Origin of the sequence: Clostridium sp. TF11-13AC (genome assembly GCF_003481065.1) — a bacterium.
GTDB classification, from domain to species: Bacteria; Bacillota; Clostridia; order Lachnospirales; family Lachnospiraceae; genus Otoolea; species Otoolea fessa.
In genome coordinates this window covers 195,630-219,213 of the sequence record NZ_QUKJ01000004.1, presented here as the reverse complement: position 1 = coordinate 219,213, position 23,584 = coordinate 195,630, and the positions used below count along the sequence as shown (strand labels likewise).

At 51.4% G+C, this 23,584-nt stretch carries 27 protein-coding genes and 5 tRNA genes; 31 read left to right on the top strand and 1 reads right to left on the bottom strand.

Annotated elements, in window-relative coordinates:
- The 20 genes from DXD12_RS15435 to rlmH all read left to right on the top strand — a co-directional run.
- On the top strand, positions 1 to 180 hold a 180-nt coding region (locus tag DXD12_RS15435), incomplete at its 5' end, for a hypothetical protein (protein WP_207665267.1).
- A 150-nt stretch (positions 181 to 330) separates the two neighbouring features.
- Positions 331 to 403, top strand: a tRNA-Asn gene (locus tag DXD12_RS10810).
- 22 nt (positions 404 to 425) lie between these two features.
- Positions 426 to 499: transfer RNA gene (locus DXD12_RS10805), tRNA-Ile, on the top strand.
- Between the two features lie 38 nt (positions 500 to 537).
- Positions 538 to 611, top strand: a tRNA-Asp gene (locus DXD12_RS10800).
- 61 nt (positions 612 to 672) lie between these two features.
- Positions 673 to 745 (top strand) — tRNA-Val (locus DXD12_RS10795).
- Positions 746 to 901: 156 nt separating this feature from the next.
- Positions 902 to 975 (top strand) — tRNA-Arg (locus DXD12_RS10790).
- Between the two features lie 620 nt (positions 976 to 1,595).
- The gene (locus tag DXD12_RS10785; protein ID WP_022358685.1) at positions 1,596 to 2,021 is read left to right on the top strand and encodes a hypothetical protein; all 426 of its coding nucleotides are present in this window, start codon (positions 1,596 to 1,598) and stop codon (positions 2,019 to 2,021) included.
- Positions 1,984 to 2,562, top strand: a complete 579-nt coding sequence (locus tag DXD12_RS10780) for a M48 family metallopeptidase (protein ID WP_347561385.1) — start codon at positions 1,984 to 1,986, stop codon at positions 2,560 to 2,562. Before DXD12_RS10785 ends, DXD12_RS10780 begins: the two co-directional genes overlap by 38 nt.
- Before the next feature lie 203 nt (positions 2,563 to 2,765).
- Positions 2,766 to 4,478 carry a single-stranded-DNA-specific exonuclease RecJ gene (gene recJ, locus DXD12_RS10770; protein ID WP_118638349.1) on the top strand — a complete coding sequence of 571 codons (1,713 nt, stop codon included), beginning with the start codon at positions 2,766 to 2,768 and terminating at the stop codon, positions 4,476 to 4,478.
- Between the two features lie 5 nt (positions 4,479 to 4,483).
- Positions 4,484 to 4,792: a hypothetical protein gene (locus DXD12_RS10765; protein WP_107001309.1), complete on the top strand. Its 309-nt coding sequence runs from the start codon at positions 4,484 to 4,486 to the stop codon at positions 4,790 to 4,792.
- 34 nt (positions 4,793 to 4,826) lie between these two features.
- Positions 4,827 to 5,573 (top strand): AzlC family ABC transporter permease, encoded by a 747-nt coding sequence (locus DXD12_RS10760; RefSeq protein ID WP_117796867.1) that lies wholly within the window; start codon positions 4,827 to 4,829, stop codon positions 5,571 to 5,573.
- Positions 5,570 to 5,938, top strand: coding sequence for an AzlD domain-containing protein (locus DXD12_RS10755; protein WP_347561384.1), 369 nt, complete (start codon positions 5,570 to 5,572; stop codon positions 5,936 to 5,938). The genes DXD12_RS10760 and DXD12_RS10755 overlap by 4 nt, the downstream gene beginning before the upstream one ends.
- A gap of 72 nt (positions 5,939 to 6,010) precedes the next feature.
- Entirely contained in the window at positions 6,011 to 6,865 is an 855-nt protein-coding gene (locus DXD12_RS10750) for a bifunctional 5,10-methylenetetrahydrofolate dehydrogenase/5,10-methenyltetrahydrofolate cyclohydrolase (protein ID WP_118638348.1), read from the top strand.
- Between the two features lie 154 nt (positions 6,866 to 7,019).
- Positions 7,020 to 7,793, top strand: a complete 774-nt coding sequence (locus DXD12_RS10745; RefSeq protein ID WP_243022837.1) for an SIMPL domain-containing protein — start codon at positions 7,020 to 7,022, stop codon at positions 7,791 to 7,793.
- A gap of 109 nt (positions 7,794 to 7,902) precedes the next feature.
- Positions 7,903 to 8,334: a DMT family transporter gene (locus tag DXD12_RS10740; protein ID WP_022359281.1), complete on the top strand. Its 432-nt coding sequence runs from the start codon at positions 7,903 to 7,905 to the stop codon at positions 8,332 to 8,334.
- Positions 8,335 to 8,419: 85 nt separating this feature from the next.
- On the top strand, positions 8,420 to 9,199 hold the full coding sequence (locus tag DXD12_RS10735; RefSeq protein WP_118638347.1) for a helix-hairpin-helix domain-containing protein: 780 nt from the start codon (positions 8,420 to 8,422) through the stop codon (positions 9,197 to 9,199).
- A gap of 31 nt (positions 9,200 to 9,230) precedes the next feature.
- A complete protein-coding gene (locus DXD12_RS10730; RefSeq protein WP_022359279.1) occupies positions 9,231 to 9,932 on the top strand; it encodes a response regulator transcription factor in 702 nt (233 codons plus the stop codon).
- A 91-nt stretch (positions 9,933 to 10,023) separates the two neighbouring features.
- On the top strand, positions 10,024 to 12,000 hold the full coding sequence (locus DXD12_RS10725; protein WP_243105382.1) for a DUF6320 domain-containing protein: 1,977 nt from the start codon (positions 10,024 to 10,026) through the stop codon (positions 11,998 to 12,000).
- Between the two features lie 83 nt (positions 12,001 to 12,083).
- Positions 12,084 to 13,112 carry an alpha/beta hydrolase gene (locus DXD12_RS10720; protein WP_107001314.1) on the top strand — a complete coding sequence of 343 codons (1,029 nt, stop codon included), beginning with the start codon at positions 12,084 to 12,086 and terminating at the stop codon, positions 13,110 to 13,112.
- Positions 13,109 to 13,588, top strand: coding sequence for a 23S rRNA (pseudouridine(1915)-N(3))-methyltransferase RlmH (rlmH, locus tag DXD12_RS10715; protein WP_022359275.1), 480 nt, complete (start codon positions 13,109 to 13,111; stop codon positions 13,586 to 13,588). Before DXD12_RS10720 ends, rlmH begins: the two co-directional genes overlap by 4 nt.
- Positions 13,589 to 13,615: 27 nt before the next feature.
- Here the strand turns inward: rlmH and DXD12_RS10710 are convergent, their stop codons facing one another.
- Complete coding sequence (locus DXD12_RS10710) at positions 13,616 to 13,837, bottom strand: hypothetical protein (RefSeq protein ID WP_118638346.1); 222 nt, start codon at positions 13,835 to 13,837, stop codon at positions 13,616 to 13,618.
- Positions 13,838 to 13,975: 138 nt separating this feature from the next.
- On the opposite strand from DXD12_RS10710, the gene DXD12_RS10705 reads away from it, so the two are divergent.
- The 11 genes from DXD12_RS10705 (at position 13,976) to DXD12_RS10655 (ending at position 23,350) form a co-directional block, all read left to right on the top strand.
- Positions 13,976 to 15,361 (top strand): MATE family efflux transporter, encoded by a 1,386-nt coding sequence (locus DXD12_RS10705; protein WP_118638345.1) that lies wholly within the window; start codon positions 13,976 to 13,978, stop codon positions 15,359 to 15,361.
- Positions 15,362 to 15,416: 55 nt separating this feature from the next.
- Positions 15,417 to 16,472 (top strand): stage III sporulation protein AA, encoded by a 1,056-nt coding sequence (locus DXD12_RS10700; RefSeq protein WP_118638344.1) that lies wholly within the window; start codon positions 15,417 to 15,419, stop codon positions 16,470 to 16,472.
- Positions 16,463 to 16,984, top strand: a complete 522-nt coding sequence (locus DXD12_RS10695) for a stage III sporulation protein AB (RefSeq protein WP_107001318.1) — start codon at positions 16,463 to 16,465, stop codon at positions 16,982 to 16,984. The genes DXD12_RS10700 and DXD12_RS10695 overlap by 10 nt, the downstream gene beginning before the upstream one ends.
- A 13-nt stretch (positions 16,985 to 16,997) precedes the next feature.
- The gene (gene spoIIIAC / locus DXD12_RS10690) at positions 16,998 to 17,192 is read left to right on the top strand and encodes a stage III sporulation protein AC (protein WP_022359269.1); all 195 of its coding nucleotides are present in this window, start codon (positions 16,998 to 17,000) and stop codon (positions 17,190 to 17,192) included.
- 172 nt (positions 17,193 to 17,364) lie between these two features.
- Entirely contained in the window at positions 17,365 to 17,751 is a 387-nt protein-coding gene (locus tag DXD12_RS10685) for a SpoIIIAC/SpoIIIAD family protein (protein WP_107001319.1), read from the top strand.
- A 48-nt stretch (positions 17,752 to 17,799) separates the two neighbouring features.
- The gene (locus DXD12_RS10680) at positions 17,800 to 19,008 is read left to right on the top strand and encodes a stage III sporulation protein AE (protein WP_118538711.1); all 1,209 of its coding nucleotides are present in this window, start codon (positions 17,800 to 17,802) and stop codon (positions 19,006 to 19,008) included.
- Between the two features lie 3 nt (positions 19,009 to 19,011).
- On the top strand, positions 19,012 to 19,680 hold the full coding sequence (locus DXD12_RS10675; RefSeq protein WP_118492504.1) for a stage III sporulation protein AF: 669 nt from the start codon (positions 19,012 to 19,014) through the stop codon (positions 19,678 to 19,680).
- Positions 19,655 to 20,335, top strand: a complete 681-nt coding sequence (locus DXD12_RS10670; RefSeq protein ID WP_118638343.1) for a stage III sporulation protein AG — start codon at positions 19,655 to 19,657, stop codon at positions 20,333 to 20,335. Before DXD12_RS10675 ends, DXD12_RS10670 begins: the two co-directional genes overlap by 26 nt.
- A gap of 20 nt (positions 20,336 to 20,355) precedes the next feature.
- On the top strand, positions 20,356 to 21,081 hold the full coding sequence (locus DXD12_RS10665) for a SpoIIIAH-like family protein (protein WP_107001501.1): 726 nt from the start codon (positions 20,356 to 20,358) through the stop codon (positions 21,079 to 21,081).
- 307 nt (positions 21,082 to 21,388) lie between these two features.
- A complete protein-coding gene (locus DXD12_RS10660) occupies positions 21,389 to 21,778 on the top strand; it encodes an Asp23/Gls24 family envelope stress response protein (RefSeq protein WP_107001323.1) in 390 nt (129 codons plus the stop codon).
- Between the two features lie 435 nt (positions 21,779 to 22,213).
- On the top strand, positions 22,214 to 23,350 hold the full coding sequence (locus DXD12_RS10655; protein WP_107001324.1) for a sodium ion-translocating decarboxylase subunit beta: 1,137 nt from the start codon (positions 22,214 to 22,216) through the stop codon (positions 23,348 to 23,350).
- The last annotated feature ends 234 nt before the right edge of the window (positions 23,351 to 23,584 follow it).

Here is a 23,584-nt window from a genome sequence, read left to right as displayed (position 1 = left end):
AAAGGCACTAACGTGCCAATGATGCGCACGTATGCGTTGACAGAAAACTCATTGTTTTCTGCTTTTTATAGCCGCGGAGGTATCTGGTGTTTTGCACATCTCTTTTTGAGTGCTGTGCTGTTTCTGCGTCGTCAGAAAGACTATCTCTTTCTATTTTTGCCAAGATTATATGAGTTCTGAACCAGAAATTTAAGGATGCGTCATGCTGCTCATGCAGCGAGAAAACGGTAACATCCGATGAAAAGAATAGATTTTTCGATTTTTTTGAAAAAGTAGTTGACATTTAAAATATAATCGGTTATACTTATCTACGTTGTTGGAAAGCAATATTCCTCGATAGCTCAGTCGGTAGAGCACGCGGCTGTTAACCGCGCTGTCGTAGGTTCGAGTCCTACTCGGGGAGTTTTTTGATCCATATACTTTATGGACCTTTAGCTCAGTTGGTTAGAGCAACCGGCTCATAACCGGTCGGTCCCGGGTTCGAGTCCCCGAAGGTCCACTCTACCCAATATGAGGTAAATAAATAATTTAATATTTGGCCCGGTGGCTCAGCTGGTTAGAGCGCCGCCCTGTCACGGCGGAGGTCGTGGGTTCGAACCCCATCCGGGTCGTTTTGATACGACTGTTATAAATTGGTTCGCGTAAGCGGATTGAGGGACAGAGTATCGTAATGGGGTCTTAGCTCAGCTGGGAGAGCATCTGCCTTACAAGCAGAGGGTCACAGGTTCGAGCCCTGTAGGCCCCATTTCATTGTTGGAAAGTAAGAAGAATTTCTGGTTGATATATCGATATAATTTGAAATGAATCAACAATAAAAGAAATTCAAAAAAATCTAAAAAACAGTTGACATTCTTCAGAATGAGTTGTATAATATGACTTGTTCGTTAAGAATAAAAAGTATGTGTGTGTAGCTCAGCTGGATAGAGCACTTGGCTACGGACCAAGGTGTCGGGAGTTCGAATCTTCTCACGCACGTCGATTTCTCTGGTTGTCAGAGAGCAAAAAGCATCCTTTTGAGGGTGCTTTTTTTGTATAATAGGGAATTCCAAGGAATTTCCTATTACACAAAAATGCACTAACGTGCCAATGATGTGCACTTGCGCGAAGATGCAGTTTGTCGCAAGCGACGCGCTGGGGGCGAGAATGTGTCAAGGCAGCAACTGTTCACAGGTAGGAATTTTCTGAACTGAAAATTCCGTACGATACAGTTCTGGCAGCAGATTTTGTCGATTTGGAATGTGCAGTATCGGCAAAATCCCGTTGATGGGCACACGTGTGCGAACCGTAACCCTGAGCACATTCTTTATTCCGTTTACGACAGCCCGGAATTGACTTTTTACCGCATGACCGATATAATAATAGGGCTGTCCCTATCAAGGCAGGTAGCTTTGCGGTTTCTATGAAAGACCGCGTGGAGGAATTATGAAAACAGAATATCTGATAAAAATTGGTTCTGTCGCGAAATGGCTGGTGCCGTTTTTTGCAGCGGTGGCGCTGCTGAACGCGTAGGTTTTAAGTGGGCAGAATAAAATAGAAAGGCTGGGAAGAAGCTGGGAGATGCATCACGGATTCTGACACAGCGGAAAGGAGAAGAGATGCAGTTAGTTCAGTTAGATATGAAGCAGATATCGAGCGAGGCAGAGATTTACGACTGCCTGGTCGGTCAGATGAATTTTACCAATGCCGATGAAAAACCGGAATGGATGAATGTGATTGAGATGAACGAGCGGGATCCGTATGAGATGGATACAGAAGAACAGCCGGAGGATCCGGAGTTTAAGAAAATTCTGGAGACACCGGAGAAGACATTGGATGGTCTGGTACAGATGCTGGCTGCCCGCCTGGCAGATGATTACTGCCTGGAAGTAATCCGGGATGAAGCGGCGGATGATGAGAAGAAAGAACTGGAAAAACGTCTGGAACGCGCACTGGAAGATGCGGCGCGCACAATCGATGAAAGAGACGGGAAATTGTATGCAATACTTGAGGATACAAAACCCATGGCATTCTCCGTTATCTGATGAGCCGGAAGAAGGATTGATTCCATGTGAGGTGGTTCGGTCTTCCCGGAAGACGATCGCCATCCAGATCACGGCGGAAGGACGCCTGGTACTCCGGATTCCGAGGAGGGCTTCGGTGCAGGCTGCGATGCGGTTTGCCGAGGAGCACCGCGACTGGATAGAAGTCCATTATAAAGAAGCGGTGGAACGCCAGAGGAACCGGAAAACATATGGAGCGGAAGAAATCCGAAATTTCACAGAAAAGCTGCGCCCGGTGCTCATGCACCGGGTTGCTTTATATGCGGCGTGCATGGGCGTAACCTATGGAAAAATCACAATCCGGAACCAGAAAACGCGTTGGGGAAGCTGCAGCGCAGCTGGAAACCTAAATTTTAACTGGCGATTGGCACTTTTGCCGGAGGATCTGATGAATTATGTGATTGTCCATGAGCTGGCACACCGGCTGGAAATGAACCATTCCGCGCGTTTCTGGACGCATGTGGAGAATATACTGCCGGACTGGCGGGAACGGCGCAGGCGGCTTAGGGAGTATGTGATATAGAAAAGAAGCACAGACATAGATGTACTCTCGGAATCTTTCTGTGCTTGATTTTGAGAGATGATTTTTTGTCAGTTGTGCCCAAATTTCTGAGGCGTTGGCGTTGCGTCCGCCTCTGAAATTCGGGTGCGGCTGGCGGAAAATCAGTCACAAAAGCAAGTGCAAAAAAGACTCCGAGAGTACATCTAGATAATAGGAGGAACAAAATGGCAGAAGAAGTCTGGATGCTTCAGACCAAGAAAGCAGATTTTAAGCAGATCGGGGCGCGGTTTCGGATCGATCCGGTTACGGCGCGTATTATCCGGAACCGTGGGATCGAAGGAGAGGCGGCGATCGACCGCTATTTAAATGGCACGCTGGATGATCTGTATGATCCGATGCTGTTAAAAGATATGGAGCGTGCCGTTTCCATCCTGTGCGAGGCTGTGGATACTGGAAAGAAGATACGGATCGTCGGTGATTATGATATTGACGGCGTCTGTTCGACGTACATATTATTGCAGGCATTTGAACGGCTGGGCAGTGATGTAGATTTTGAGATACCGGATCGCATCAAGGATGGCTACGGAATCAATGAATCGATCATCGAACAGGCGCACGCGGACGGCGTGGAGGTGATTCTGACTTGTGACAATGGTATTTCCGCGTTCCATCAGGTGGAGCTGGCGAAGAAATATGGCATGACGGTTGTCATCACGGATCATCATGAGGTGCCCTTAGATGGGGAAAAAGAGAAGATTCCCCCGGCGGATGCGGTGATCGATCCGAAACAGGCAGACTGTCCGTACCCATTTCCGGAGATCTGCGGCGCAGTGGTGGCGTACAAGCTGGTGCAGGTTTTATATGCCCGCCGGGGCGTGCCGCAGATGGAATGGCTGGATTTGCTTGAATTTGCCGCGATTGCGACGGTCGGTGATGTGATGAAGCTGCAGGATGAGAACCGGATTCTGGTAAAATACGGTCTTAAAAAGATGGCGCAGACCAAAAATCTAGGGCTTCGCAGACTGGCGGAGAAAAATAATCTTGATCTGGGGGCAATCACAGCATACCATATCGGATTTGTCATTGGACCGTGCCTGAATGCGGGCGGACGATTAAAAACGGCAAAGGAAGCGCTGGCGCTTCTGCGGGCGCAGAGTGAGGAAGAGGCAGAACGCCTGGCAGAGAAACTTAAGGAATTAAATGATACCCGCAAGGATATGACCGAGCAGGGGACTGAGGCGGCGAAGCTGCAGGTAGAGAGCTGGTACCAGAAGGACAAGGTGCTGGTGGTCTTTCTGCCGGAATGCCATGAATCGCTGGCGGGCATTATTGCAGGGCGCCTGAGGGAATATTATCAGAAGCCGGCGATCGTGCTGACGCGCGGCGAGGAGGCGGTCAAAGGCTCGGGACGTTCCATTGACGAGTACCATATGTTTAAAAAGCTGACAGAGGTCAGCGATCTGCTGCTCAAATTTGGCGGGCATCCGCTGGCAGCCGGGCTTTCGCTGGAAGAGAAGAATATTGACGAGTTCCGGCGCAGACTGAATGAAAATGCGGGGCTGACGGAGGAAGATTTTAAAGCGAAAGTCTGGATCGATGTGCCGATGCCGGTGGGATATGTGACAGAACGCCTTGTGAGGGAGCTTTCCTGTCTCGAACCGTTTGGACAGGGCAACGAAAAGCCGCTGTTTGCAGAGAAATCACTTCGCATCCGGGCGAGCCGCGTGCTGGGGCGCAACCGGAATGTCGTAAAAATGACGTTGGAAGAGACAGACGGACACGCGATCGAGGCGCTATATTTCGGTGACGGAACGGCGTTTGAGGAAGAGCGCGCCGGACGGCGGGAGATCGACGTCGTGTATTATCCGGACATCAATGAGTACAATGGAAGAAAAACGCTGCAGGCGGTGATTCGCCGTTATAAATTCCGGGGGTAAATGGCATGATAACGAGAAAAGATGTGATGCCGGTCAATTTCCTGAAAAAAGAAAAATTTACCGGAAGTGATACCGGGATGCGCTACCGGATGGAGATGACAAAGCGCGAAGTACCGAAAGAAGACGGCGCAGATGGCGAGACGGTCGAGGAGACAGTCCTGACTGTGACATCGTGGCCGGAACCATATGGATACGACGCAACGCCGGAAGAGGAGAAGACCCGCGAGGAATTTCCATTTTCGGAAGAAGGAATTGTGAGCGGGGTAGAGTGGCTGAACGGGCAGCATGCGCGGTATGTGAAGCCTGAAAAATAGACGGTTGCGTGAACAGAAAGAGTGAAAAAGTAGAATGAGTTGGAAAAAGACATTTTATGAGGGGCTAAAGAGCGGTATCCCCATTGGACTGGGGTATCTGCCGGTCTCCTTTACGTTTGGCTTCCTGGCGGTGTCGGGCGGTCTGCCGGTCTGGGTAGCAGTTTTTATATCGCTGACGAACTTAACGAGCGCCGGACAGTTCGCAGGGACAAACCTGATTCTGGCGGGGGCTGGGTACTTTGAGGTGGCATTGACGACGTTTGTCATCAACCTGCGCTATATGCTGATGTCACTGTCCCTGTCCCAGAAGCTCGATGAAAAGACGGGAACCGGGGCGCGCCTGGCACTGGCATTCGGCATCACGGATGAGACGTTTGTCGTCAGTTCCCTGCATCCGGGCATTTTGAAAGCGTCGTATATGCTGGGACTTATCACGATGCCGATTCTGGGGTGGAATCTTGGAACCTGGCTGGGAGGCGCGATCTCGGCGGTTCTGCCGCAGGCGCTGCAGAATGCGATGGGAATTGCCCTGTACGCGATGTTTATTGCACTGATTCTGCCGGCGGCACGCAAATCGCGGTCGGTGTGCTGCGTCATCATTCTGGCAGTTGTGATGGTGTGCATTTTAAAATATGTTCCGGTTTTTGCCGGTATTTCCTCCGGTTTCCGGGTGATTCTGGTTACGATCGCGGCATCGGCGTTCGGTGCATGGAAATTCCCGCATGATCCGGACGGTAAAGAAGCCGGTCAGGACGAGAGTCAGAAAGAGGGGGCAGAATGATGAATACAGCAGGAGCAGCCGGAACACTCGATATGAAATACGTGCTGACCTGTGTCCTTTTGATGGCACTGGTTACATATATTCCACGTGTTCTTCCGGTTACGATTTTCCGGAAACAGATCCGTTCGAAGTTTATCCGATCTTTCTTAGATTATACGCCGTATGCAGTGCTGGGAGCACTGACATTTCCGGATGTATTTACCTCCACAGGACATCTCTATTCGGCGGTCGGAGGAACGATCGTAGCGGTGATTTTGGGATATAAGGGAAAGAGCCTGGTGGTAGTGGCGATCGCGGCGATTGTGACGGTTTACCTGCTTGAGATGGCAGGCGGAGGCGGTCTTTTGGCGTCGCTTTCATTTTAAGAAAAATTTAAAATGAATATGCGCGAAAGCGCGGGAAATTCATCATAAATAAAAACGAAAGGTGCAGACAAGATGATTACAATGAAGGGAGCCGCTGTTTCGGCAAAGCTGAAAGAGCAGGTGGAAAAAGGGCTGGAAACCCTGACATGGGTGCCGAAACTGACGATTATCCGGGTGGGCGAGAATCCGGATGATATTTCCTATGAAAAAGGCGCGACGAAGAAGCTGACATCGTTCGGGCTTGAGGTGGAATCGAAGGTATTTCCGGGAGATATCTCGGACGAGGCATTTAAGAGGGAGTTTGCGGCAATCAATGCGGATGCGTCGGTGGACGGTATTTTAATGCTGCGCCCGCTTCCAAAACAGATCAACGAGCAGGATATTGAAAAAATGATCGATCCGGCGAAGGATTTGGACGGTATTTCCCCAGTCAATATCGCAAAGGTGTTCAGCGGCGATACGAGCGGTTTTGCGCCGTGTACGGCGGAGGCAGTGGTATGCATGCTGAAAATGAACGATATCGCGCTTTCTGGCAAACGGGTGGCAGTCGTAGGAAGAAGCATGGTTGTGGGACGCCCGCTTTCGATGCTGCTTCTGCATGAAAATGCGACCGTGACCATCTGCCACTCGAGAACTGCCAGCTTGCCGGAGGTATGCCGGGAGGCGGATATTCTGACTGCCTGCGTGGGAAAAGCAGCGATGATCAACCACACCTATGTAAAAAAGGATGCGGTTGTCATTGACGTTGGGATCAATGTAGATGAAAATGGAAAACTCTGCGGCGATGTGGATTTTGCCGATCTGGAAGGAACTGCTTCGGCGGCAACCCCGGTTCCGGGCGGTGTCGGCGGCGTGACGACGGCGGTTCTGGCACAGCATCTGGTGCGCGCGGCATGGATGAAACAGGAAAAAAATAGTAATAAATAAGCGAAAGAAAGTTAAGAGAAAAGCAATACATTTCCTCTCGTTTTCAGGTATAACTATAGTAAGAATAACAGTGTACCAGCAGTTGTTCCGGAAGGTCCGAACCCATTGTGGGGTGGAACTCACGGATGAAGCAGAAAAACGGGAGGAATTTTTTATGAGAAAAATGGGGATGATGCGAAACAGGATGGCAGTTCTGCTGGCAGCAGGCACGATGACAATGACGTCGGCGGCAGGTCTGGCAGGTTGTACGTCCGCACCGGCATCGGTGACGGTGCAGTCGGCGGAAAATACGGGGATCACGGTGACGAGCCAGGAGAAAATCAAGGCGGAGCCGGATATTGCGGAAATTACCTACAGTGTCTATTCACAGGCGGCGGATGCGAGCACCTGCCAGTCGGAGAATCAGACGGATTTGGATGCGGTTCTGGCGCTTTTGAAGGAAAAGGGAATTGCAGATACCTCGGTGCAGACGAGCGGTCTGGGGCTGAATCCGATCTATGACTGGGACAATGGCAAGAAGATCACTGGTTATGAGATGACGACGGAGGTGGTTGTATCGGACGTTGCGATTGAGGATGCAGGGGCGATCATCAGCGATTCGGTCAATGCGGGTATCAATTCGATCGATTCGGTCCAGTACCAGTGCAGCAATTTTGATGAGATTTATCAGGAAGCGCTCAAAAAAGCCATTGAGTCGGCGCGCGTGAAAGCCGAAGCGATGGCGGAGGCAGGCGGCTGCAAGCTGGGAACGATGACGAATGTGCAGGAGTACAGCAGCGGGCAGCAGGCGCGCTATTATGACACTTCTTACAGCAGCGGCATGGCGATGAAGGAAATGGCGATGGAAGATGCGGGTGCAGGCAGAAACCTGATGCCGGGTCAGGTGGATGTTGAGGCAGAGGTTTCGGCTACCTTTTCGATTCAGTAAAAATTGTATAAACCTTCGCATATCTGGGATACTAACAGTGTGAAATGAATGGTCGGAAACGGCTGCTGTTTCATGAGAATGTAGAACAGAATGCGGAGGTTTATTTTTTATGTGGGGAATGATAACCGCGCTGGTTTCCGGCGCACTCATGAGTATACAGGGCGTGTTTAATTCTGCCGTGATGAAGCAGACCAGCATGTGGGTATCGGCTGGCTGGGTGCAGATAAGTGCGTTTGTGGTTTGCCTGCTGATGTGGCTTTTTACGGGGCGCGGCGCGGTATCGGAGCTTTGGCAGATCGAACCGCGGTATATGCTGACCGGCGGTGTGATCGGGGCATTTATCACGTACACGGTCATCAAGAGCTTTGACGCGCTGGGACCGGCAAAATCAGCGCTTCTGATCGTCGTGGCACAGATCCTGGTGGCGTACCTGATCGAGGTGTTTGGCTGGTTCGGTGTGGAGAAAGCGGGATTTGAGTGGCGCAAGGCGATCGGGGCGGCAGTTGCGATTGCGGGGATTGTGATTTTCAGATGGGAATAAAAATTTTCTGCTTGTGTTTAAAGGGGGTTTTGGTTAGAATAGAATTACGGACAAAACGCGCCTCGGAAAAAGAGGGGTGCAGAAGATGAAACAGACAAATCAAACAGTAAATCGGAAACGATGGATGCGAACAGGGGCAGTCGGCGTGGTATTTTTGGCGGCTGTTTTGTGTTTTGGTGTGCAGAGCCGGCGAGAGAAGCAGACGGTGGTGTTGGAGACGCAGAACAGTTTTTCAAAAGAAGAGGATGATTCGCAGGAAAGCTCCGAACGTCCAGCAAAACGGTCAAACAGCGGGGCAGTGGATGGGGATAATGAAGCAGCAGAGAACGCTGCGCCTGAGGGGCAATCAAAAGAAAATCCCCAAACGCCGGAACCGAGAATCCTATATATCCACGTCTGCGGCGAGGTAGCCGCACCGGGCGTCTATGAGCTTCCGGCGGGCAGCCGTATGTATGAGGCGGTTGAAAAGGCGGGCGGGATGACGTCGGAGGCGGCGCAGGAATCTGTAAATCTGGCGCAGGCGATCGAGGATGGACAGCAGCTTCGGATTCCGAGCCGGGAAGAGATTCGGAAATATCAGGAAACAGGGAAGGATGTCTCCGGGCTTCTGGGAGCCGGAGGCGCTGCTGGGAATGGCAGCGAGTCAGCTTCGCAGAAATCTGGAAGCAGTGCAGCATTGATTAATTTAAACACAGCTTCCAAAGAAGAGTTGATGACTTTAAACGGTATCGGCGCGGCGCGGGCGGAAGCGATTCTTTCTTACCGGGAGCAGAAGGGCGGTTTCCGGACGATTGAGGATATTATGAAGGTGCCTGGCATCAAGAACGCGGCATTTCAGAAGATAAAAGATAAGATTACAGTATAGAGAGATAGAAGCATAGTGGTTGAGGTGGAGAATGGCGAAGGTATTAGTGGTAGATGATGAAAAATTAATAGTAAAAGGAATCCGTTTCAGTCTGGAACAGGATGGATTTGAAGTTGCCTGCGCCTATGACGGGGAGGAAGCGCTTCAGATGGCAAAGGAGACGGAGTATGATATGGTTCTTCTGGACGTGATGCTGCCGAAGCTGAACGGATTTGAAGTCTGCCAGGCAATCCGGGAGTTCTCCGAGATGCCGATCATTATGCTGACCGCAAAAGGCGACGATATGGATAAGATTCTGGGGCTGGAATACGGCGCCGATGATTATATCACGAAGCCATTTAACATTTTGGAAGTAAAGGCGCGCATCAAGGCGATCCTGCGCCGCAACTCCAAGAAATCGAGACAGGAGCCGCAGCAGACAAAGAAAGTCATCGAGGCGGGCGATCTGACGCTGGATTCGGACAGCCGCCGGGTCTTTATCGCTTCCCGCGAGATCAATCTGACCGCGAAGGAATTTGACCTTCTGGAGCTCCTGGTGTGCAATCCGGGCAAGGTTTACAGCCGCGAGGAGCTGCTGCGCTTTGTCTGGGGCAACCGGGCGGCGGCGGGCGGCGATGTTCGCACCGTAGACGTTCATGTGCGGCGGCTGCGCGAGAAGATCGAGCCGAGTCCGAGTGATCCGAAATATGTACATACGAAATGGGGCGTGGGGTACTACTTCCGGATTCGGTAATGTAGAAAAGAACTCAGAAGAGGATGAAAGGGGCGCTGCAGGGGAGTGTGTATCCCGGCAGCTGCTCTTTTTCTTTAGGTGGCAAAGGCAGATGGGGCAGAGAATGAACGAGGAAAACCAAAAACAGGATCAGAAGGATGAAATTGCAGGGAAGCAGGAAGAGCCGGGACAGATAGTTTCAGAAAAAGTGGAGAAGAAACGAGAGGAAAAACCAAAGAAAAAGCGTCTCCGCATCCAGGGCGCCGCATGGAGGCGGCTGGATAACACGGCGAAGCTCTTTGCGGCGGTGTCGGGCGAGGATTTAAGCAGTGTATTCCGGATCTCGGCGGTTCTGAAAGAAAAAGTAGATCCGGAGCTTTTGCAAAGGGCGCTTGTGCGGACACTTCCGGAGTTTGAAAATTTCCGGGTGAAGCTGCGGAAGGGATTTTTCTGGTATTATTTTGAGACGAACAACCGGAATCCGGGCGTGGAAGAAGAACAGAGTGCACCGTGCCGTTTCATTGATCCGCACCGGGGCGCGCGGTTCCCATTCCGTGTGAGCTACTATGGATGCAGGATCAATTTTGAAGTGTTTCACGGGCTGACGGACGGACTGGGGGCGCTGCGGTTTGCTTCACGGCTTACAGAACATTATCTGGAACTGGTGAAAAAATTGCCGGTTATGGTGCAGGAGCGGGAGTTTTCGCCGCTCCGGGAGGACGATTATCTGCGACATTACCGGAAACTGCCGCATCGGCATTATAACAGCAGACCGGCGATTGCGATTCAGGGGGAATTTCTCCCATTTGATCAGATGGCAGTGCTGCAGGGGACGATTGAGGTGTCGGCACTGAAGACGGAATGCAGGAAGGTGGGTGTCAGCATCACCAAATATCTGGCGGCGGTGCTTCTCTGGGCGATCATCCAGACGGAGACGGATGGGAAAACGCTGAAACGTCCGGTGGCGCTCAATCTTCCGGTGAACCTACGGAGTTTTTTTGAGTCGGAGACGCTGGCAAACTTCTTTGCTGTCGTGAATATTTCGTGGGCGGCGGGAAAGGCACCGGAGGCATTGGAAGAAGTGATTGCGTCTGTGAGCCGCCAGATGGATGAGCAGATCGTGAAGGAGCGGCTGGAGGAGACGATCTCCTACAATGTGTCGAATGAGAAAAAATGGTATGTGCGGGCGATCCCGCTATTTGTCAAACATCTGGCGATGCAGTTGATTTTTCTGCACACCAGCCGCGCCCACACGATGACATTTTCCAACATCGGACCGGCGCAGGTTCGGGAGGAACTGAAAGATTCGATCGAGGGCTTTCAGCTTCTTGTCGGCGCATCGCCGAAGCAGCGGATGAAATGCGGGGCGGTGGCGTATGACGGGAAATTATGCCTGTCGTTTACGAGCGCGATGGCAGAGAACCGGCTTCCGGAGTTTTTCTTTCACTTTTTGGAGGAAAAGGGCATCCGGGTAGAGCGAGAGAGCAATGGAATCACGGATACGAAGCATGATAAAGGACGTTATCCAGTGATTGCTCAGGAGCGAGAGCGCGTGCGCCGTGCGGTGCGGGGATTTTATGTGTCATTGGTGCTCGTATCGCTTCTGGCGGGGCTTACGAATCTGGCGACTTATCATCGGATTCCGTTTAAATGGTCGCTTCTGACGGCGGGCGCGGCGGCATATGTGGCGATGACGCTGCGGTTTTCGGTCATGCGGCATGCGAGCCTGGCAGGAACGCTGGTGCGGCAGTCCCTGGGAATTCAGGCAATTTTGCTTCTGATTGACGCGCTTACAGGGCTTCGGGGGTGGTCGGTGGACTACGCGATCCCATGCGTCGCACTGTTTGAGGTGGCGGCGGTTCTTCTGATGATGTTAGTCAACCGGATGAACTGGCAGAGCTATTTTATGTATCAGATCACAATTACATTTCTGAGCTTTGTGCCGTTGATTTTCTGGAAAATCGGGTGGACGCATCATCTGCGTCTGACGGTGCTGGCAGCAGGTGTGTCGGTGGCAGCGCTGGCGGCGACGGTGATTTTGGGCGACCGGAGTGTGAAGCGGGAATTGAAGAGACGGTTTCATGTGTAAATGGCAGGAAAATCGGTCACAGCAAAGGAACGATCTATAAAAATACGAAGATTGAAAATTTGGATGAAAGAAAGGGAAGAAGCATGAGTCGGAAAACAGTCAGCATGATAGGCAATCTGACGCGTGATATGATGAGTGACGTGATGGAGACATCGTTAAAGAAGCCGATCCAGACCGGCGAATTCCGGAAAAATCCGGTCGAACCGGCATGGAGATGTCCGGCGGAATATATTTATGAGCTGGTAAAAACAGAACAGTTTGTGATGGAATATTTGAAGCCGAAGCAGGCGGTGACGGGGCGCGTCATTTTGCAGCTGCACGGCGGCGGGTATATCGGTCCGATGAAAAATATTTACCGGCGGTTTGCGGTTAAGTATTCGCAGATCAGCTTCGGCGCGGATGTTCTGACGCCGGACTACCGGGTGGCGCCGGAGCATCCGTATCCGGCGGCGCTGGAGGATGCGGTGTACGCGTACCGATGGCTTCTGGAAGAGAAGAAATACCAGCCGTCCCAGATCGTGGTAGCCGGAGATTCGGCGGGCGGCGGCCTGGCGCTGGCGCTCTGTCTGTATGCGAAAGATCACGGGCTGCCGCTTCCTGCGGGCATTATCACGATGTCGCCGTGGACGGATGTAAGTCTGAGCGGGGCATCGTATGAGGAAAATTATACGATCGATCCACTGTTTGGTAATTCGAAGGAAAATATGTTGTACCAGTGCAGCTACATCGGGAATGCCAATCCGAAAAATCCGTATCTGTCACCGCTGTTTGGAGATTTTGAAGGATTTCCGCCGATGCTGATGCAGGTGGGCGCGTATGAGGTGCTTTTAGATGATACGAGGGCGGCAGCGAAAAAGGCGCGCGCCGAGGGCGTCAAGGTGCGCTGCTCGGTCTATGACGGGATGTTCCATGTATTTCAGATGGGACTCGACCTGATTCCGGAGAGCCGCGAGGCATGGGAAGAGGTCGCGGAATATCTGCGGATCATCTACCGGATTCATCGGGAGCCGGAGGGAACGGTCGTGAAAAAGGTAAAAACGAGACGCAAAGAGACGGAAGACCGGGCGCGGCTGAATCTGTTGGCATTTTTAAAACGGGAGCTTAAAAAGTGAAGATTACGTTAGTGACAGTAGGAAAAATTAAGGAAAAATATCTGGAGGCGGCGATCGCGGAGTACAGCAAGCGGCTGGGGCGTTACTGCCGTCTGGAGATCGTGCAGGTGGCGGATGAAAAAACGCCGGATAAGGCGAGTGAGCTGCAGGAAGCGCAGATCCGCGACAAGGAAGGCGAGCGGATTCTGGCGCATATCAAGGAGGACGCGTATGTGATTGCGCTTGCGATCGATGGAAAGCAGCGTTCCTCGGAGGAGATGGCGGCATGGATGGAAGACCTGGGCGTGCGAGGTGAGAGCCATCTGCAGTTTATCATCGGAGGTTCGCTGGGGTTGTCGCAGGCGGTGTTAAACCGTGCGGACACGAAGATCAGCTTTTCGCGCCTGACCTTTCCACACCAGCTGATGCGCGTGATTTTGCTGGAACAGATTTACCGGAGTTTCCGGATTATAAAAGGAGAACCGTATCATAAGTAGACATAATGCATGATGGGTGATTAAAAATCAGATATTCATAATGCGTGAGAGCAGTTCGAGATCCTCTTTTTTGACCTTTAAGTTAGATGCCACCTCGGTTCCGTCCGGGGCGGTCACTTTTAGGGAAATGACGCTGTCCTCGCGCAGCGCGCGGGTGTAGGCGGCTTTCAGAAAAGGGGAAAATTTAGGGTGTCGGGCTTTGAAATGCGCCCACTCGTCCCGAAATTGCAGTAAGGATGAAAGATTCATTTGATTAAGTCCTTTCCGTTTTAATAACTGATGGTAGTGTATCATGCGCGGGGAAGGCATGTAAAGAGGAAAAATTATCAGTAACGAGAGGTAGACTGATAATTGTTCGCAGTAACGTAGACAGGAGAATCAAGATTCATGGAACAGGTACAGAAGAAAAATATACTAGGTACGGAGCCGATCGGCGGGCTTTTGCGGCAGTTTGCGGTGCCAAGCATTATCGCGATGCTGGTAGGCGCCCTTTATAATATCGTCGATCAGTTTTTTATCGGAAGAAGCGTGGGAGAGCTGGGGAATGCAGCGACGAACGTGGCGTTTCCGTTGACGATCTCCTGTGTGGCGCTGGCGCTTCTGTTTGGAATCGGCGGTGCGGCGTCCTTTAACCTGACGCTGGGAGGCGGCGATCGGGAAAAGGCGTTATTTTATATTGGAAATGCGGCGACGCTTCTGTTTGGAAGCGGTGTGATTCTGGGAATTGTGGCGCTTTTATGCCTGACACCGATGCTGCGCTTTTTCGGTTCGCCGGACAATGTGCTGGCGTATGCCCAAACGTATACGGGTATCACGGCTCTGGGATTTCCATTTCTGATTCTGACCAACGGCGGCGGGCATCTGGTGAGGGCGGACGGAAGCCCTCGCAATGCGATGCTTTACAATTTATCCGGGGCGCTGATCAATACGGTGCTCGATCCGCTGTTTATTTTTGGATTTCATATGGGAATGGCGGGTGCTGCGCTGGCGACGATCATTGGACAGATTTTTTCAGGAATCCTGATTATCCGGTATCTGCGCCGTTACAAAAACGGACGGCTGACAGCGGCGCATCTTCGACCACAGAGAACATATGTAAGCATGATTACCTCATTGGGGGCGGCGGCATTTTTCAACCAGCTTGCGATGCTGGTGGTGCAGATCGTGTTAAATAAATCCTTGACCTACTACGGTGCGCATTCGGACTATGGGGAATCGATTCCGCTGGCGTGTGCCGGCATTATCACGAAGGTCAATCAGGTGTTTTTTTCGATCGTCATCGGTCTTTCGCAGGGTATGCAGCCGATCGCAAGTTTCAATTATGGCGCGAAAAATTATGCGCGCGTGCGGCAGGTGTATGGGTTGGCGCTCAGGTGGGGATTTGCGGTGTCGGCGGTGTCCTTTGCGTGTTTCCAGTTGATTCCGCGTCCGATCATCGGGCTGTTCGGGGAAGGAACGGAGATGTATTTCCAGTTTGCGGAAAAATATTTCCGGATTTACCTGTTTTTCACGTTCTTAAACTGTGTGCAGCCGATTGCGTCGAACCTGTTTACGGCGATTGGAAAACCGAAAAAGGGTATTTTCCTTTCCCTGACGCGCCAGATTCTCTTTTTGCTGCCGTTGATTGTGATTCTGCCGCTGTTTATCGGCATTGACGGCATCATGTATGCCGGACCGATCGCGGACTTTGTGGCGGGCGTGGTGGCGCTTGCGATGGCAGGCGTAGAGGTGAGACGGCTGCGGCGGGTGGAAAGTGCGTCCGTACATGCATAGGCGGATGGTATATTTTAGCCAGTCCTTCATATATTGAGGTAAGGAGGACGGGCTGATGAAGGAGGAACAATCAAAGCAGGATGTGAGGGCGCTGTTTCATTTTTTCTCCCGGAATATCCGGGAGCAGCTTCTGGCGCTTCCGCTTGAGGCGGATGGAATGGAAGAGGTACGGCTGCGGGTTAGCGCGCCGCTGTATTACATATATAAAAATAAAGAGTACACAGCCGGAAGTGGATTCCGGGTCAGCCGGGAGGATGTGGATGAGACGCTGCAATGCGCGGCTCGTTCTTCTCTCTATGCTTACGGGGAGGAAATCCGGCAGGGGTTTCTGACCGTGCAGGGCGGACACCGGATTGGCGTGGCTGGAAGGACGATACTGGAAAACGGACATATAAAGGCGATTCATCCGATAACCTTTTTAAATGTCCGTTTTTCGCATCAGATGATAGGATGTGCAGCAAAAATACGGTCGATTTTGACGGATCCAGGGACGGGAAGTATCCGGAATACGCTTCTGATTGCACCGCCGAGATGCGGAAAAACAACACTTCTGCGGGATCTGATCCGGATGGTGTCAGATGGAGAAGAGGGAAAGGATAGGGGCTCTGCTTTGAGGGGGAGCTTTGAACGGCCTAAGGCAGGTGCAGGACATGAAAATAAAGCTGGAAAAATGGTGGAGATGAGGAAGCAGCATGGTGGAAAAGTGAGGGCGCAGACGGTCGGGGTGGTGGATGAGCGTTCGGAGATTGCCGCCTGCTATCAGGGAATCCCGCAAAACGATGTTGGCTGCCGGACAGATGTGCTGGATGCCTGCCCCAAGGCGGAGGGAATGATGATGCTGATCCGCTCGATGGCACCGGAGGTGGTCGCGGTGGACGAGATCGGCGGTGAGAATGATTTGGAGGCGCTTCGCTATGTGATGAACTGTGGCTGCAGGATTCTGGCAACCGTACATGGAAATTCGATGGAGGACATCCGGGAAAAACCGGGCTTGTCCTCTTTTTTGCAAGAAAAACGGTTTGAGCGGTATGTGGTGCTGGGAAATAGACGCGGACCGGGAACGGTGGAGGCGGTATATGATGCAGCTGGCGAGGAGCTCATATGTGGATAAAATTGCTTGGAATCTGCCTTGTATGTGTATCGTGTGCGGGGATTGGCGGGGGTGAGGCATTGCGCCTGATTGGCCGGAGGCGTTTTTTGGAGGAAGTAAAACGGATTGCCGCGGGACTGCAGGGAGAGATTGGGTATACACAGGCAGTTCTTCCTCTGGCACTGTGCCGGGCGGGGGCACGCGGGGATGGAAAAGCGGGAAAACTATTTTTGGTGGCAGGAGAGCGGCTGGAAGCGAATCCCGAGTGTCCGTTTGGGAGTATCTGGGAAGCGGTTCTGGAAGAGCAGGGGATTCGTCCGATGTTAGGAACAGAGGAATGGGAGCTGATGTGCCGGTTTGGAAACAGCATCGGGTATCTCGATCTGGAAATGCAGCAAAAGACGCTGGCACTGTATCTGGAAGAATTGGAACGGGCGATTGAGCAGCTGCGGCGGGAAGAGCCGGAGAAGAAACGGCTGTGCTGGGGACTTGGGATACTAGGCGGGCTGTTTCTGGCAGTGGTGTTGATGTAAGTGGGGGAAGAAAATGGGAGTTAATCTAATATTTCGGATTGCGGCAGTTGGTATCCTGGTTTCCGTCCTCTGCCAGATCCTCAAACACAGCGGGCGGGAGGAACAGGCATTTCTCACAAGTCTTGCGGGTCTTCTTTTGGTACTGTTCTGGATGGTGCCGTATATTTATCAGTTGTTTGAGACGATGAAGGAATTGTTTGCGTTGTAATGTACTCTCGGAATCCTTCTGTGCTTGATTTTGTGAGATGATTTTTTGTCAGTTGAGCCCAAATTTCTGAGGCATACGTTGATGAAATTCGGGTGCAGCTGGCGAAAAATCAGCCGCAAAAGCGGGTGCAGGAAAGACTCCGAGAGTACATTGCAGGGAAGGACGGTAAAAAATGTCAATTTTAACCGTATCGGTTCTTGGGATCACGGCAGTTCTTCTGGCAGTCCAGCTCAAGGGAAAAGGCAGCGAGTATGGGACGTACATTGTGATGGCGGCGGGGCTGTGTCTCTTTTTCTATGCGGCGGGAAAGCTGGAAGTGATTCTGAAAACACTTCGGACGATGGAATCCTGCATCGGGATCAGTCCAGTGTATTTGTCGGCGCTTTTGAAAATGGCGGGAATTACTTATATTGCCGAATTTGCCTCCGGGATTTGCAAGGATGCCGGGTACGGTTCGCTGGGAACACAGATTGAGATATTTGCGAAACTGTCCATTCTGGCGGTCAGTATGCCGATTCTGCTGGCATTGTTGGAGACGGTGAAGCAGTTTTTGGCGTAGGGAAGTGGTAAGTGCAGAAAAGCGGAGAGATGGTGAGAGCAGGTGACGGTGGGAACAAAGATGGTTGTGCGGGCAGTGAGCGTTATATTCTTGAGTGTATATTTGATGGCAGGAAATCATTTAACGGTGTCGGCGGCAAATGGTGAAAAGATATCCGAAGATTCGGATTTCAGTGTTTCTGGCGAGAACATGGATTCTCTTCTGAACTCACTGGATTTAAGCAGAATCGAAGCATTTTTAAGGGAAGCGGGAGGTTCGGCAGTCCCGGGGCTTTCATTCCGGGAAATCCTTTCGATGCTTCTCTCTGGCAATTATCAGAGTGCGGTTCGGATGCTGATGGATTTTTGCCGGACAGCCCTATTTCGGGAAATTTCAGAAAATGGCAGATGGATGGGGCAGGTCATCCTTCTGGGAATTTTAGGGGCGGTGTTCGCCAGCTTTTCGAGTCTCTTTGCCGACAGTCAGGTATCGGAGATGGGCTTTTATGTCACGTATCTTCTGATTTTTACACTGCTTGCCGCCAGTTTTTTGAATGGGGTGCGGATCACGCGGACACTGTTGGAGCAGCTCTTTGAATTTGTCCGGGTGCTGGTTCCTGCTTTTTTTCTGGCTGTTTCCTTTTCCGGGGGAAGTACCTCGGCAGCAGCCGGATATGCGTGGACACTTGCTTCTGTCAATGTGGCGGAATGGGTGTTTTTACAGTTGTTTCTGCCATGCACCCAGTTGTATGTCCTGCTGTCGCTGGCGGGACATTTAAGCTCGAAGGATTTGTTTTCAAAAGCGTTGGAATTGCTGGAACAGGGGATGCGCTGGGGCAGCAAGGCGCTTTTGGGAGTGGTGCTGGGCTTTCATGTGCTGCAGGGAATGATTGCGCCGTATACAGATTCGATGCGCCAGACGGCGCTGCGGCGGGCGGTCAGCCTGATACCGGGAATCGGACAGGGCGCGGCGGCAGTGTCGCAGGTACTTCTTGGAAGCAGCGTCCTGATCCGGAATACGGTGGGCATCGGGGGAGTGCTTGTGTTGGCGGCGGTGTCGCTTCTGCCGCTTTTGAAACTTTTAATCCTCTATCTGGGGTGCCAGGGAAGCGCGGCGCTTTTGCAGCCGGTCAGTGACAGCCGGGTGGTGGAGGCAGTCGGCGCTGTGGCGAAAGGATTTTATTTTTTGCTGGCAGCAGCTGGTTCGGCGTTGGTGTTATTTGCACTTTCGATCGCGGTGGTGTGTGCGAGCACGAACGCGGCTTATTTTGCGGGGTAGAAGATGGAAGTAATTACTCACTGGGCGGGGAATATCGTCAGTTATCTTGTGTTTCTGACCGTTCTGACCGGGCTTTTGCCCGCACATAAGTATGAAAAATATATTCGCCTGTTTGCGGGCTGTATCTTGCTTCTGATTGTGCTTAAGCCGCTGACGGACGGGCTGCGGCTGGAGGAGCGGCTGAATTATCTGTTTACATCTCTTTCGTTTGAAAATGAAGCGGGCGAGCTGAAAAGTGAGATGGATGAGATAGAGGTGCGGCGTAGAAATATGGTTTTGAGCCAGTATGAGGCGGAAGCGTCCAAGGAGGCAGTGCGGGTGGCAGCGGAAGCGGGATTTTCCGTGGAAAAGGCGGACGTAGAGCTGGAAAAAGATCCGGAGTCGGAGCAATTTGCCTCGGTGCGGAGTGTGACGGTGTATGTGGCGGGAAGTGAGGCGGGGATGGAAGCGGGGATGGAAGCGGCGGAACAGGAGGATCCGAGTTCGATGATTGAAATAGAAAAAATTTCCCCGATTGAAATTTCACTTGAACAGGAGCAGAAGCAGGGAGAACCCGCCGCCGCGCAGGCAGTTTCATGGATGAATGGGGAAAAGATTTGGGAGCTTCAGCAGCGGCTGGCATCGTTTTATCAGGTGGAGGCGGATCATGTGGAAGTCAGGATGGAACCTTGACAAGGAATGGGTCAAACGAAATGAAAAATGGCTGATTTTGCTGGTGCTTGGGCTGGCAATTCTGATCTTATATGCGCCGTTTGGGAAGAAGACGAGTGAGACGGGAGTCTTGCGGTCAGGGGAAAGATGGGCGGAGAGTGAAACAGAAACAAACTCTGGGCATAGAGCAGGGCAGGACAAAAATGGAAGTTCAGAAGAGAGTGGTTCGGATGTCGAAACAGGTTTGCCAAGCACTGCATCCAAGCAGGACACGAACCGCCTCTACGAGCTTCGCCTGGAGCAGCGGATCCGGGACGTTTTAAAGAAGGTGGACGGCGTGGGTGAGGTGGATGTGATGCTGACTCTGTTTTCTTCTTCGGAAAAGGTGCTGCGGGTGGATAAGGAGAGAAGCCGGGCCACCACCTCGGAGACGGATTCTTCGGGTGGTACGCGGCAGCAGGCGGATGAATCGCTGCGGGAGAGCACCGTGCTGGCGGGAAGTTCAGGCAGCGGGGAACCGGTAGTTGAAAAAGAGCTGGCACCGGAGATTTCCGGTATCGTGATCAGCGCACAGGGAGGAGGAAATGCGTCGGTACAGAAGGAAATTTCGGAAGCGATGCAGGCATTATTCGGACTGCCGGCACATAAAATAAAAGTATTAAAGCGGGTGGAATAAAGGAGTATGCAAATATGAGAATGAAGATGAAACGCGTTTTCAGGAGAAATCAAATCATCATCACGACGCTGGCGATCATGATTGCGGCGGCGGGGTATCTCAACTATGCGGGAAAATCCGATCTGCCGGGGGCGGATACATATGAAGCGGGGGCGACCAAGATTTCAGATAGCGATATATATTCGGAAAATCAGGCGGTGTCCGGAAGCGTGGCGGACGGTGAATATGAGGAGATTGCAAGTCTTGACGATCCGGGAGAGGGAGATCCGCTGGCAGCAGGCAGTGAGGAGGGCACAGCGCAGGGGGCGGCGGACGGAGAGGAGGCATCTGCGGACAATCCGGCAGTCGATAACCCGGGCGAGGCGGTTTTGACAGGCGGAACCGGCGTGGCAGAGTACATAGCCAATGTACAGCTCAGCCGTGAACAGATCCGCGCCAAGAACCGCGAAGCGCTGAATGCCCTGATTAACAATGAAAATCTGGATGCGTCGGCAAAAGAGGCAGCCGTTCAGGATATGCTGGCACTCAATGCGATAGCGGAGAAGGAAAATGCAGCGGAAACGCTTCTGATGGCGAAAGGATTTGCCGATCCGGTTGTCAGCATCACGGATGGAAAAGTGGATGTCGTTGTCAACGCGCCGTCCATCACAGATCCGCAGCGCGCGCAGATCGAGGATATTGTAAAACGGAAAACCGAGATATCGGCGGAAAATATCGTGATTTCCCTTTTAAACCTGGGAGATTGAGGAAGTTCGGATGAGTTAATGTTCACGGGTAGGCACTTTTGGAACCGAAAGTGCCGTAAGAAAACGTGGTGGCAGCAGGAATTTGCCGTATTAAAATGCGAAGCCACGGCAAATTCCGTTACTGGGCACGTATGCGTGAACAGTAACTCGGATGAGATTCGAACCGGAAATGCCTTTGCAAACTCCTGTATTTTTGGTATAATAAAAACACTTAATTGAAATGTATTTCTGGAAGTATTCGAGCATCTGTTTTTTGTGGGAAGAGAAGATTCCGGGCGTACATGGAAGTGGTCAGGAGGGATTTGGAATGGCGAGAGAAGCAGAAGATAGAAGCACACATATCGTATATGAAAAGGACCGCATTGGAGAAGTGAAAATTGCCGATGAGGTAGTGGCGATCATCGCAGGTCTGGCAGCGACCGAGGTAGACGGTGTCGATTCGATGGCTGGCAATATCACAAATGAACTGGTCGGAAAGCTCGGCATGAAAAATTTGAGCAAGGGCGTGAAAGTGACCGTAACCGAGGATCACGTGATTGTGGATCTGTCCTTAAATATGAAATATGGCTACAGCATCCCGGCAGTCAGTGAAAAGGTGCAGGACAAAGTAAAGACAGCGATTGAAAATATGACCGGTCTGATGGTTCTGGAAGTTAATATTAAGATCGCGGGTGTCAATATGCCGGCGGAAGCATAGCAGGTTTCGTGTTTTCGTAGCTTTTCATTTTCTTAACACAAAATACTCAGTTTGACCTTGACGGGGAAAAAACCGTATGATATGATGATCGCGTTAAAAGGGAGTAGTTATAACCATGTAACCAACAGACCCTGAGGATAGTAAACCTCATGGTTACATGCCTTGTGTAAGTCAGATGGCAGTGTGTTTTTGTAACAAAAAGCGTGTGCCGTATGATTCAAATGTGAGGAACAAGACTTTTAGCATATGTGGATGAAACGTATGCTGAAAGTCTTTTTTGTTTTATTAGGAAAAAGCGTCCTATGAAACAAAAACACTCACATGGATGTATACCTAGCGCGAAGAAAGACAGCTGCCAGAGCAGGTGTATCCTGGCAAGGGGCTCCAGGAAACAGGATATTTATGAAGGAAAACAAAATTAACAGGAGGAACAACATGGAATTTTTATGGGAAGGCGTCATGGCGATCACGCCGCAGCAGGTTGTGATGTATCTGATCGGCGGGCTTTTGATCTGGCTGGCGGTCAAAAAGGAATACGAACCGGCGCTGCTTCTGCCGATGGGATTCGGCGCGATCATGGTAAACCTGCCATTATCCGGCGTCATTAACCAGGTGACGGAGGGCATCGGGGAGACACAGGGTATTATACAGTGGCTGTTTGAGACGACGATCAGCGCGTCGGAGGCGCTTCCGATTCTGCTCTTTATCGGAATCGGGGCAATGATTGACTTTGGACCGCTTCTGTCACAGCCGATCATGTTTTTATTTGGTGCGGCGGCGCAGTTTGGCATTTTCTTTGCGATCTGTGCGGCATCGCTGATGGGATTTGAACTCAGGGATGCGGCATCGATTGGAATCATCGGTGCGGCGGATGGACCGACTTCCATTCTGGTTTCCCAGATCATGCATTCCAACTATGTGGGCGCGATCGCGGTGGCGGCGTACTCCTACATGGCGCTGGTGCCAATCATCCAGCCATTTGCGATCCGTCTGGTGACGACGAAAAAAGAACGCCGGATTCACATGACCTACAGTCCGAAAAATGTGTCCAAAACGACCAAGATCGCATTTCCGATTGTAGTTACTATCATTGTCGGACTGATTTCTCCGGCATCGGTGGCGCTGGTCGGATTTCTGATGTTTGGAAACCTGATCCGCGAGTGCGGCGTGCTTCCGGCACTTTCTCAGACGGCACAGAACGAGCTGGCAAACCTGATTACCCTGCTGCTTGGCATCACGATTTCGTTCAGTATGCGTGCGGATGCGTTTGTGCGGGTTGACACACTTCTGATTATGGGAATCGGTCTGATTGCATTTATCTTTGATACGATCGGCGGTGTGCTGTTTGCTAAATTTATGAACCTGTTTTTGAAGACGAAAATCAATCCGATGATCGGTGCGGCGGGCATTTCCGCATTCCCGATGTCCTCACGCGTGGTGCAGAAGCTGGCGATGGAGGAGGAAAAGGGAAATATTATCCTGATGCATGCGGTCGGCGCCAATGTATCGGGGCAGATCGCCTCGGTCATCGCGGGCGGACTGGTTATTAAGCTGGTAAGCCAGTATTTGTAATATAGGTCTGTCGGGCAGATAAAATGGAAAAGGAAGGCTGCACTTGAATGATGAAAAATCAAGAGACAGCCAGTGCACTGATTGAGATGGAGGAAAATATCGGATGTGGAATAATTTTTTGATTTCGCTGGCAATTATGGGAAAAGGAATGGCGGGAATTTTCGTCGTTGTCCTGATTATTACGGCAGTGGTGCTGATTTTAGGTAAGTTAAAGTAAAATATAAATTGGAAAAA

What these genes read in the sequence shown, in the direction of transcription:
- DXD12_RS10760 (WP_117796867.1), top strand. Translation starts at nt 4,827, where the DNA reads ATGAGTTGGAAAAAGACATTTTATGAGGGGCTAAAGAGCGGTATCCCC.
- DXD12_RS10785 (WP_022358685.1), top strand. Translation starts at nt 1,596, where the DNA reads ATGCAGTTAGTTCAGTTAGATATGAAGCAGATATCGAGCGAGGCAGAG.
- DXD12_RS10745 (WP_243022837.1), top strand. Translation starts at nt 7,020, where the DNA reads ATGAGAAAAATGGGGATGATGCGAAACAGGATGGCAGTTCTGCTGGCA.
- DXD12_RS10660 (WP_107001323.1), top strand. Translation starts at nt 21,389, where the DNA reads ATGGCGAGAGAAGCAGAAGATAGAAGCACACATATCGTATATGAAAAG.
- DXD12_RS10655 (WP_107001324.1), top strand. Translation starts at nt 22,214, where the DNA reads ATGGAATTTTTATGGGAAGGCGTCATGGCGATCACGCCGCAGCAGGTT.
- DXD12_RS10730 (WP_022359279.1), top strand. Translation starts at nt 9,231, where the DNA reads ATGGCGAAGGTATTAGTGGTAGATGATGAAAAATTAATAGTAAAAGGA.
- DXD12_RS10665 (WP_107001501.1), top strand. Translation starts at nt 20,356, where the DNA reads ATGAAGATGAAACGCGTTTTCAGGAGAAATCAAATCATCATCACGACG.
- DXD12_RS10750 (WP_118638348.1), top strand. Translation starts at nt 6,011, where the DNA reads ATGATTACAATGAAGGGAGCCGCTGTTTCGGCAAAGCTGAAAGAGCAG.
- DXD12_RS10755 (WP_347561384.1), top strand. Translation starts at nt 5,570, where the DNA reads ATGATGAATACAGCAGGAGCAGCCGGAACACTCGATATGAAATACGTG.
- DXD12_RS10685 (WP_107001319.1), top strand. Translation starts at nt 17,365, where the DNA reads ATGTCAATTTTAACCGTATCGGTTCTTGGGATCACGGCAGTTCTTCTG.
- DXD12_RS10740 (WP_022359281.1), top strand. Translation starts at nt 7,903, where the DNA reads ATGTGGGGAATGATAACCGCGCTGGTTTCCGGCGCACTCATGAGTATA.
- recJ (WP_118638349.1), top strand. Translation starts at nt 2,766, where the DNA reads ATGGCAGAAGAAGTCTGGATGCTTCAGACCAAGAAAGCAGATTTTAAG.
- DXD12_RS10700 (WP_118638344.1), top strand. Translation starts at nt 15,417, where the DNA reads ATGAAGGAGGAACAATCAAAGCAGGATGTGAGGGCGCTGTTTCATTTT.
- DXD12_RS10710 (WP_118638346.1), bottom strand. Translation starts at nt 13,837, where the DNA reads ATGAATCTTTCATCCTTACTGCAATTTCGGGACGAGTGGGCGCATTTC.
- DXD12_RS10675 (WP_118492504.1), top strand. Translation starts at nt 19,012, where the DNA reads ATGGAAGTAATTACTCACTGGGCGGGGAATATCGTCAGTTATCTTGTG.
- DXD12_RS10705 (WP_118638345.1), top strand. Translation starts at nt 13,976, where the DNA reads ATGGAACAGGTACAGAAGAAAAATATACTAGGTACGGAGCCGATCGGC.
- DXD12_RS10720 (WP_107001314.1), top strand. Translation starts at nt 12,084, where the DNA reads ATGAGTCGGAAAACAGTCAGCATGATAGGCAATCTGACGCGTGATATG.
- DXD12_RS10765 (WP_107001309.1), top strand. Translation starts at nt 4,484, where the DNA reads ATGATAACGAGAAAAGATGTGATGCCGGTCAATTTCCTGAAAAAAGAA.
- spoIIIAC (WP_022359269.1), top strand. Translation starts at nt 16,998, where the DNA reads ATGGGAGTTAATCTAATATTTCGGATTGCGGCAGTTGGTATCCTGGTT.
- DXD12_RS10670 (WP_118638343.1), top strand. Translation starts at nt 19,655, where the DNA reads ATGTGGAAGTCAGGATGGAACCTTGACAAGGAATGGGTCAAACGAAAT.
- DXD12_RS10735 (WP_118638347.1), top strand. Translation starts at nt 8,420, where the DNA reads ATGAAACAGACAAATCAAACAGTAAATCGGAAACGATGGATGCGAACA.
- DXD12_RS10695 (WP_107001318.1), top strand. Translation starts at nt 16,463, where the DNA reads ATGTGGATAAAATTGCTTGGAATCTGCCTTGTATGTGTATCGTGTGCG.
- DXD12_RS10725 (WP_243105382.1), top strand. Translation starts at nt 10,024, where the DNA reads ATGGGGCAGAGAATGAACGAGGAAAACCAAAAACAGGATCAGAAGGAT.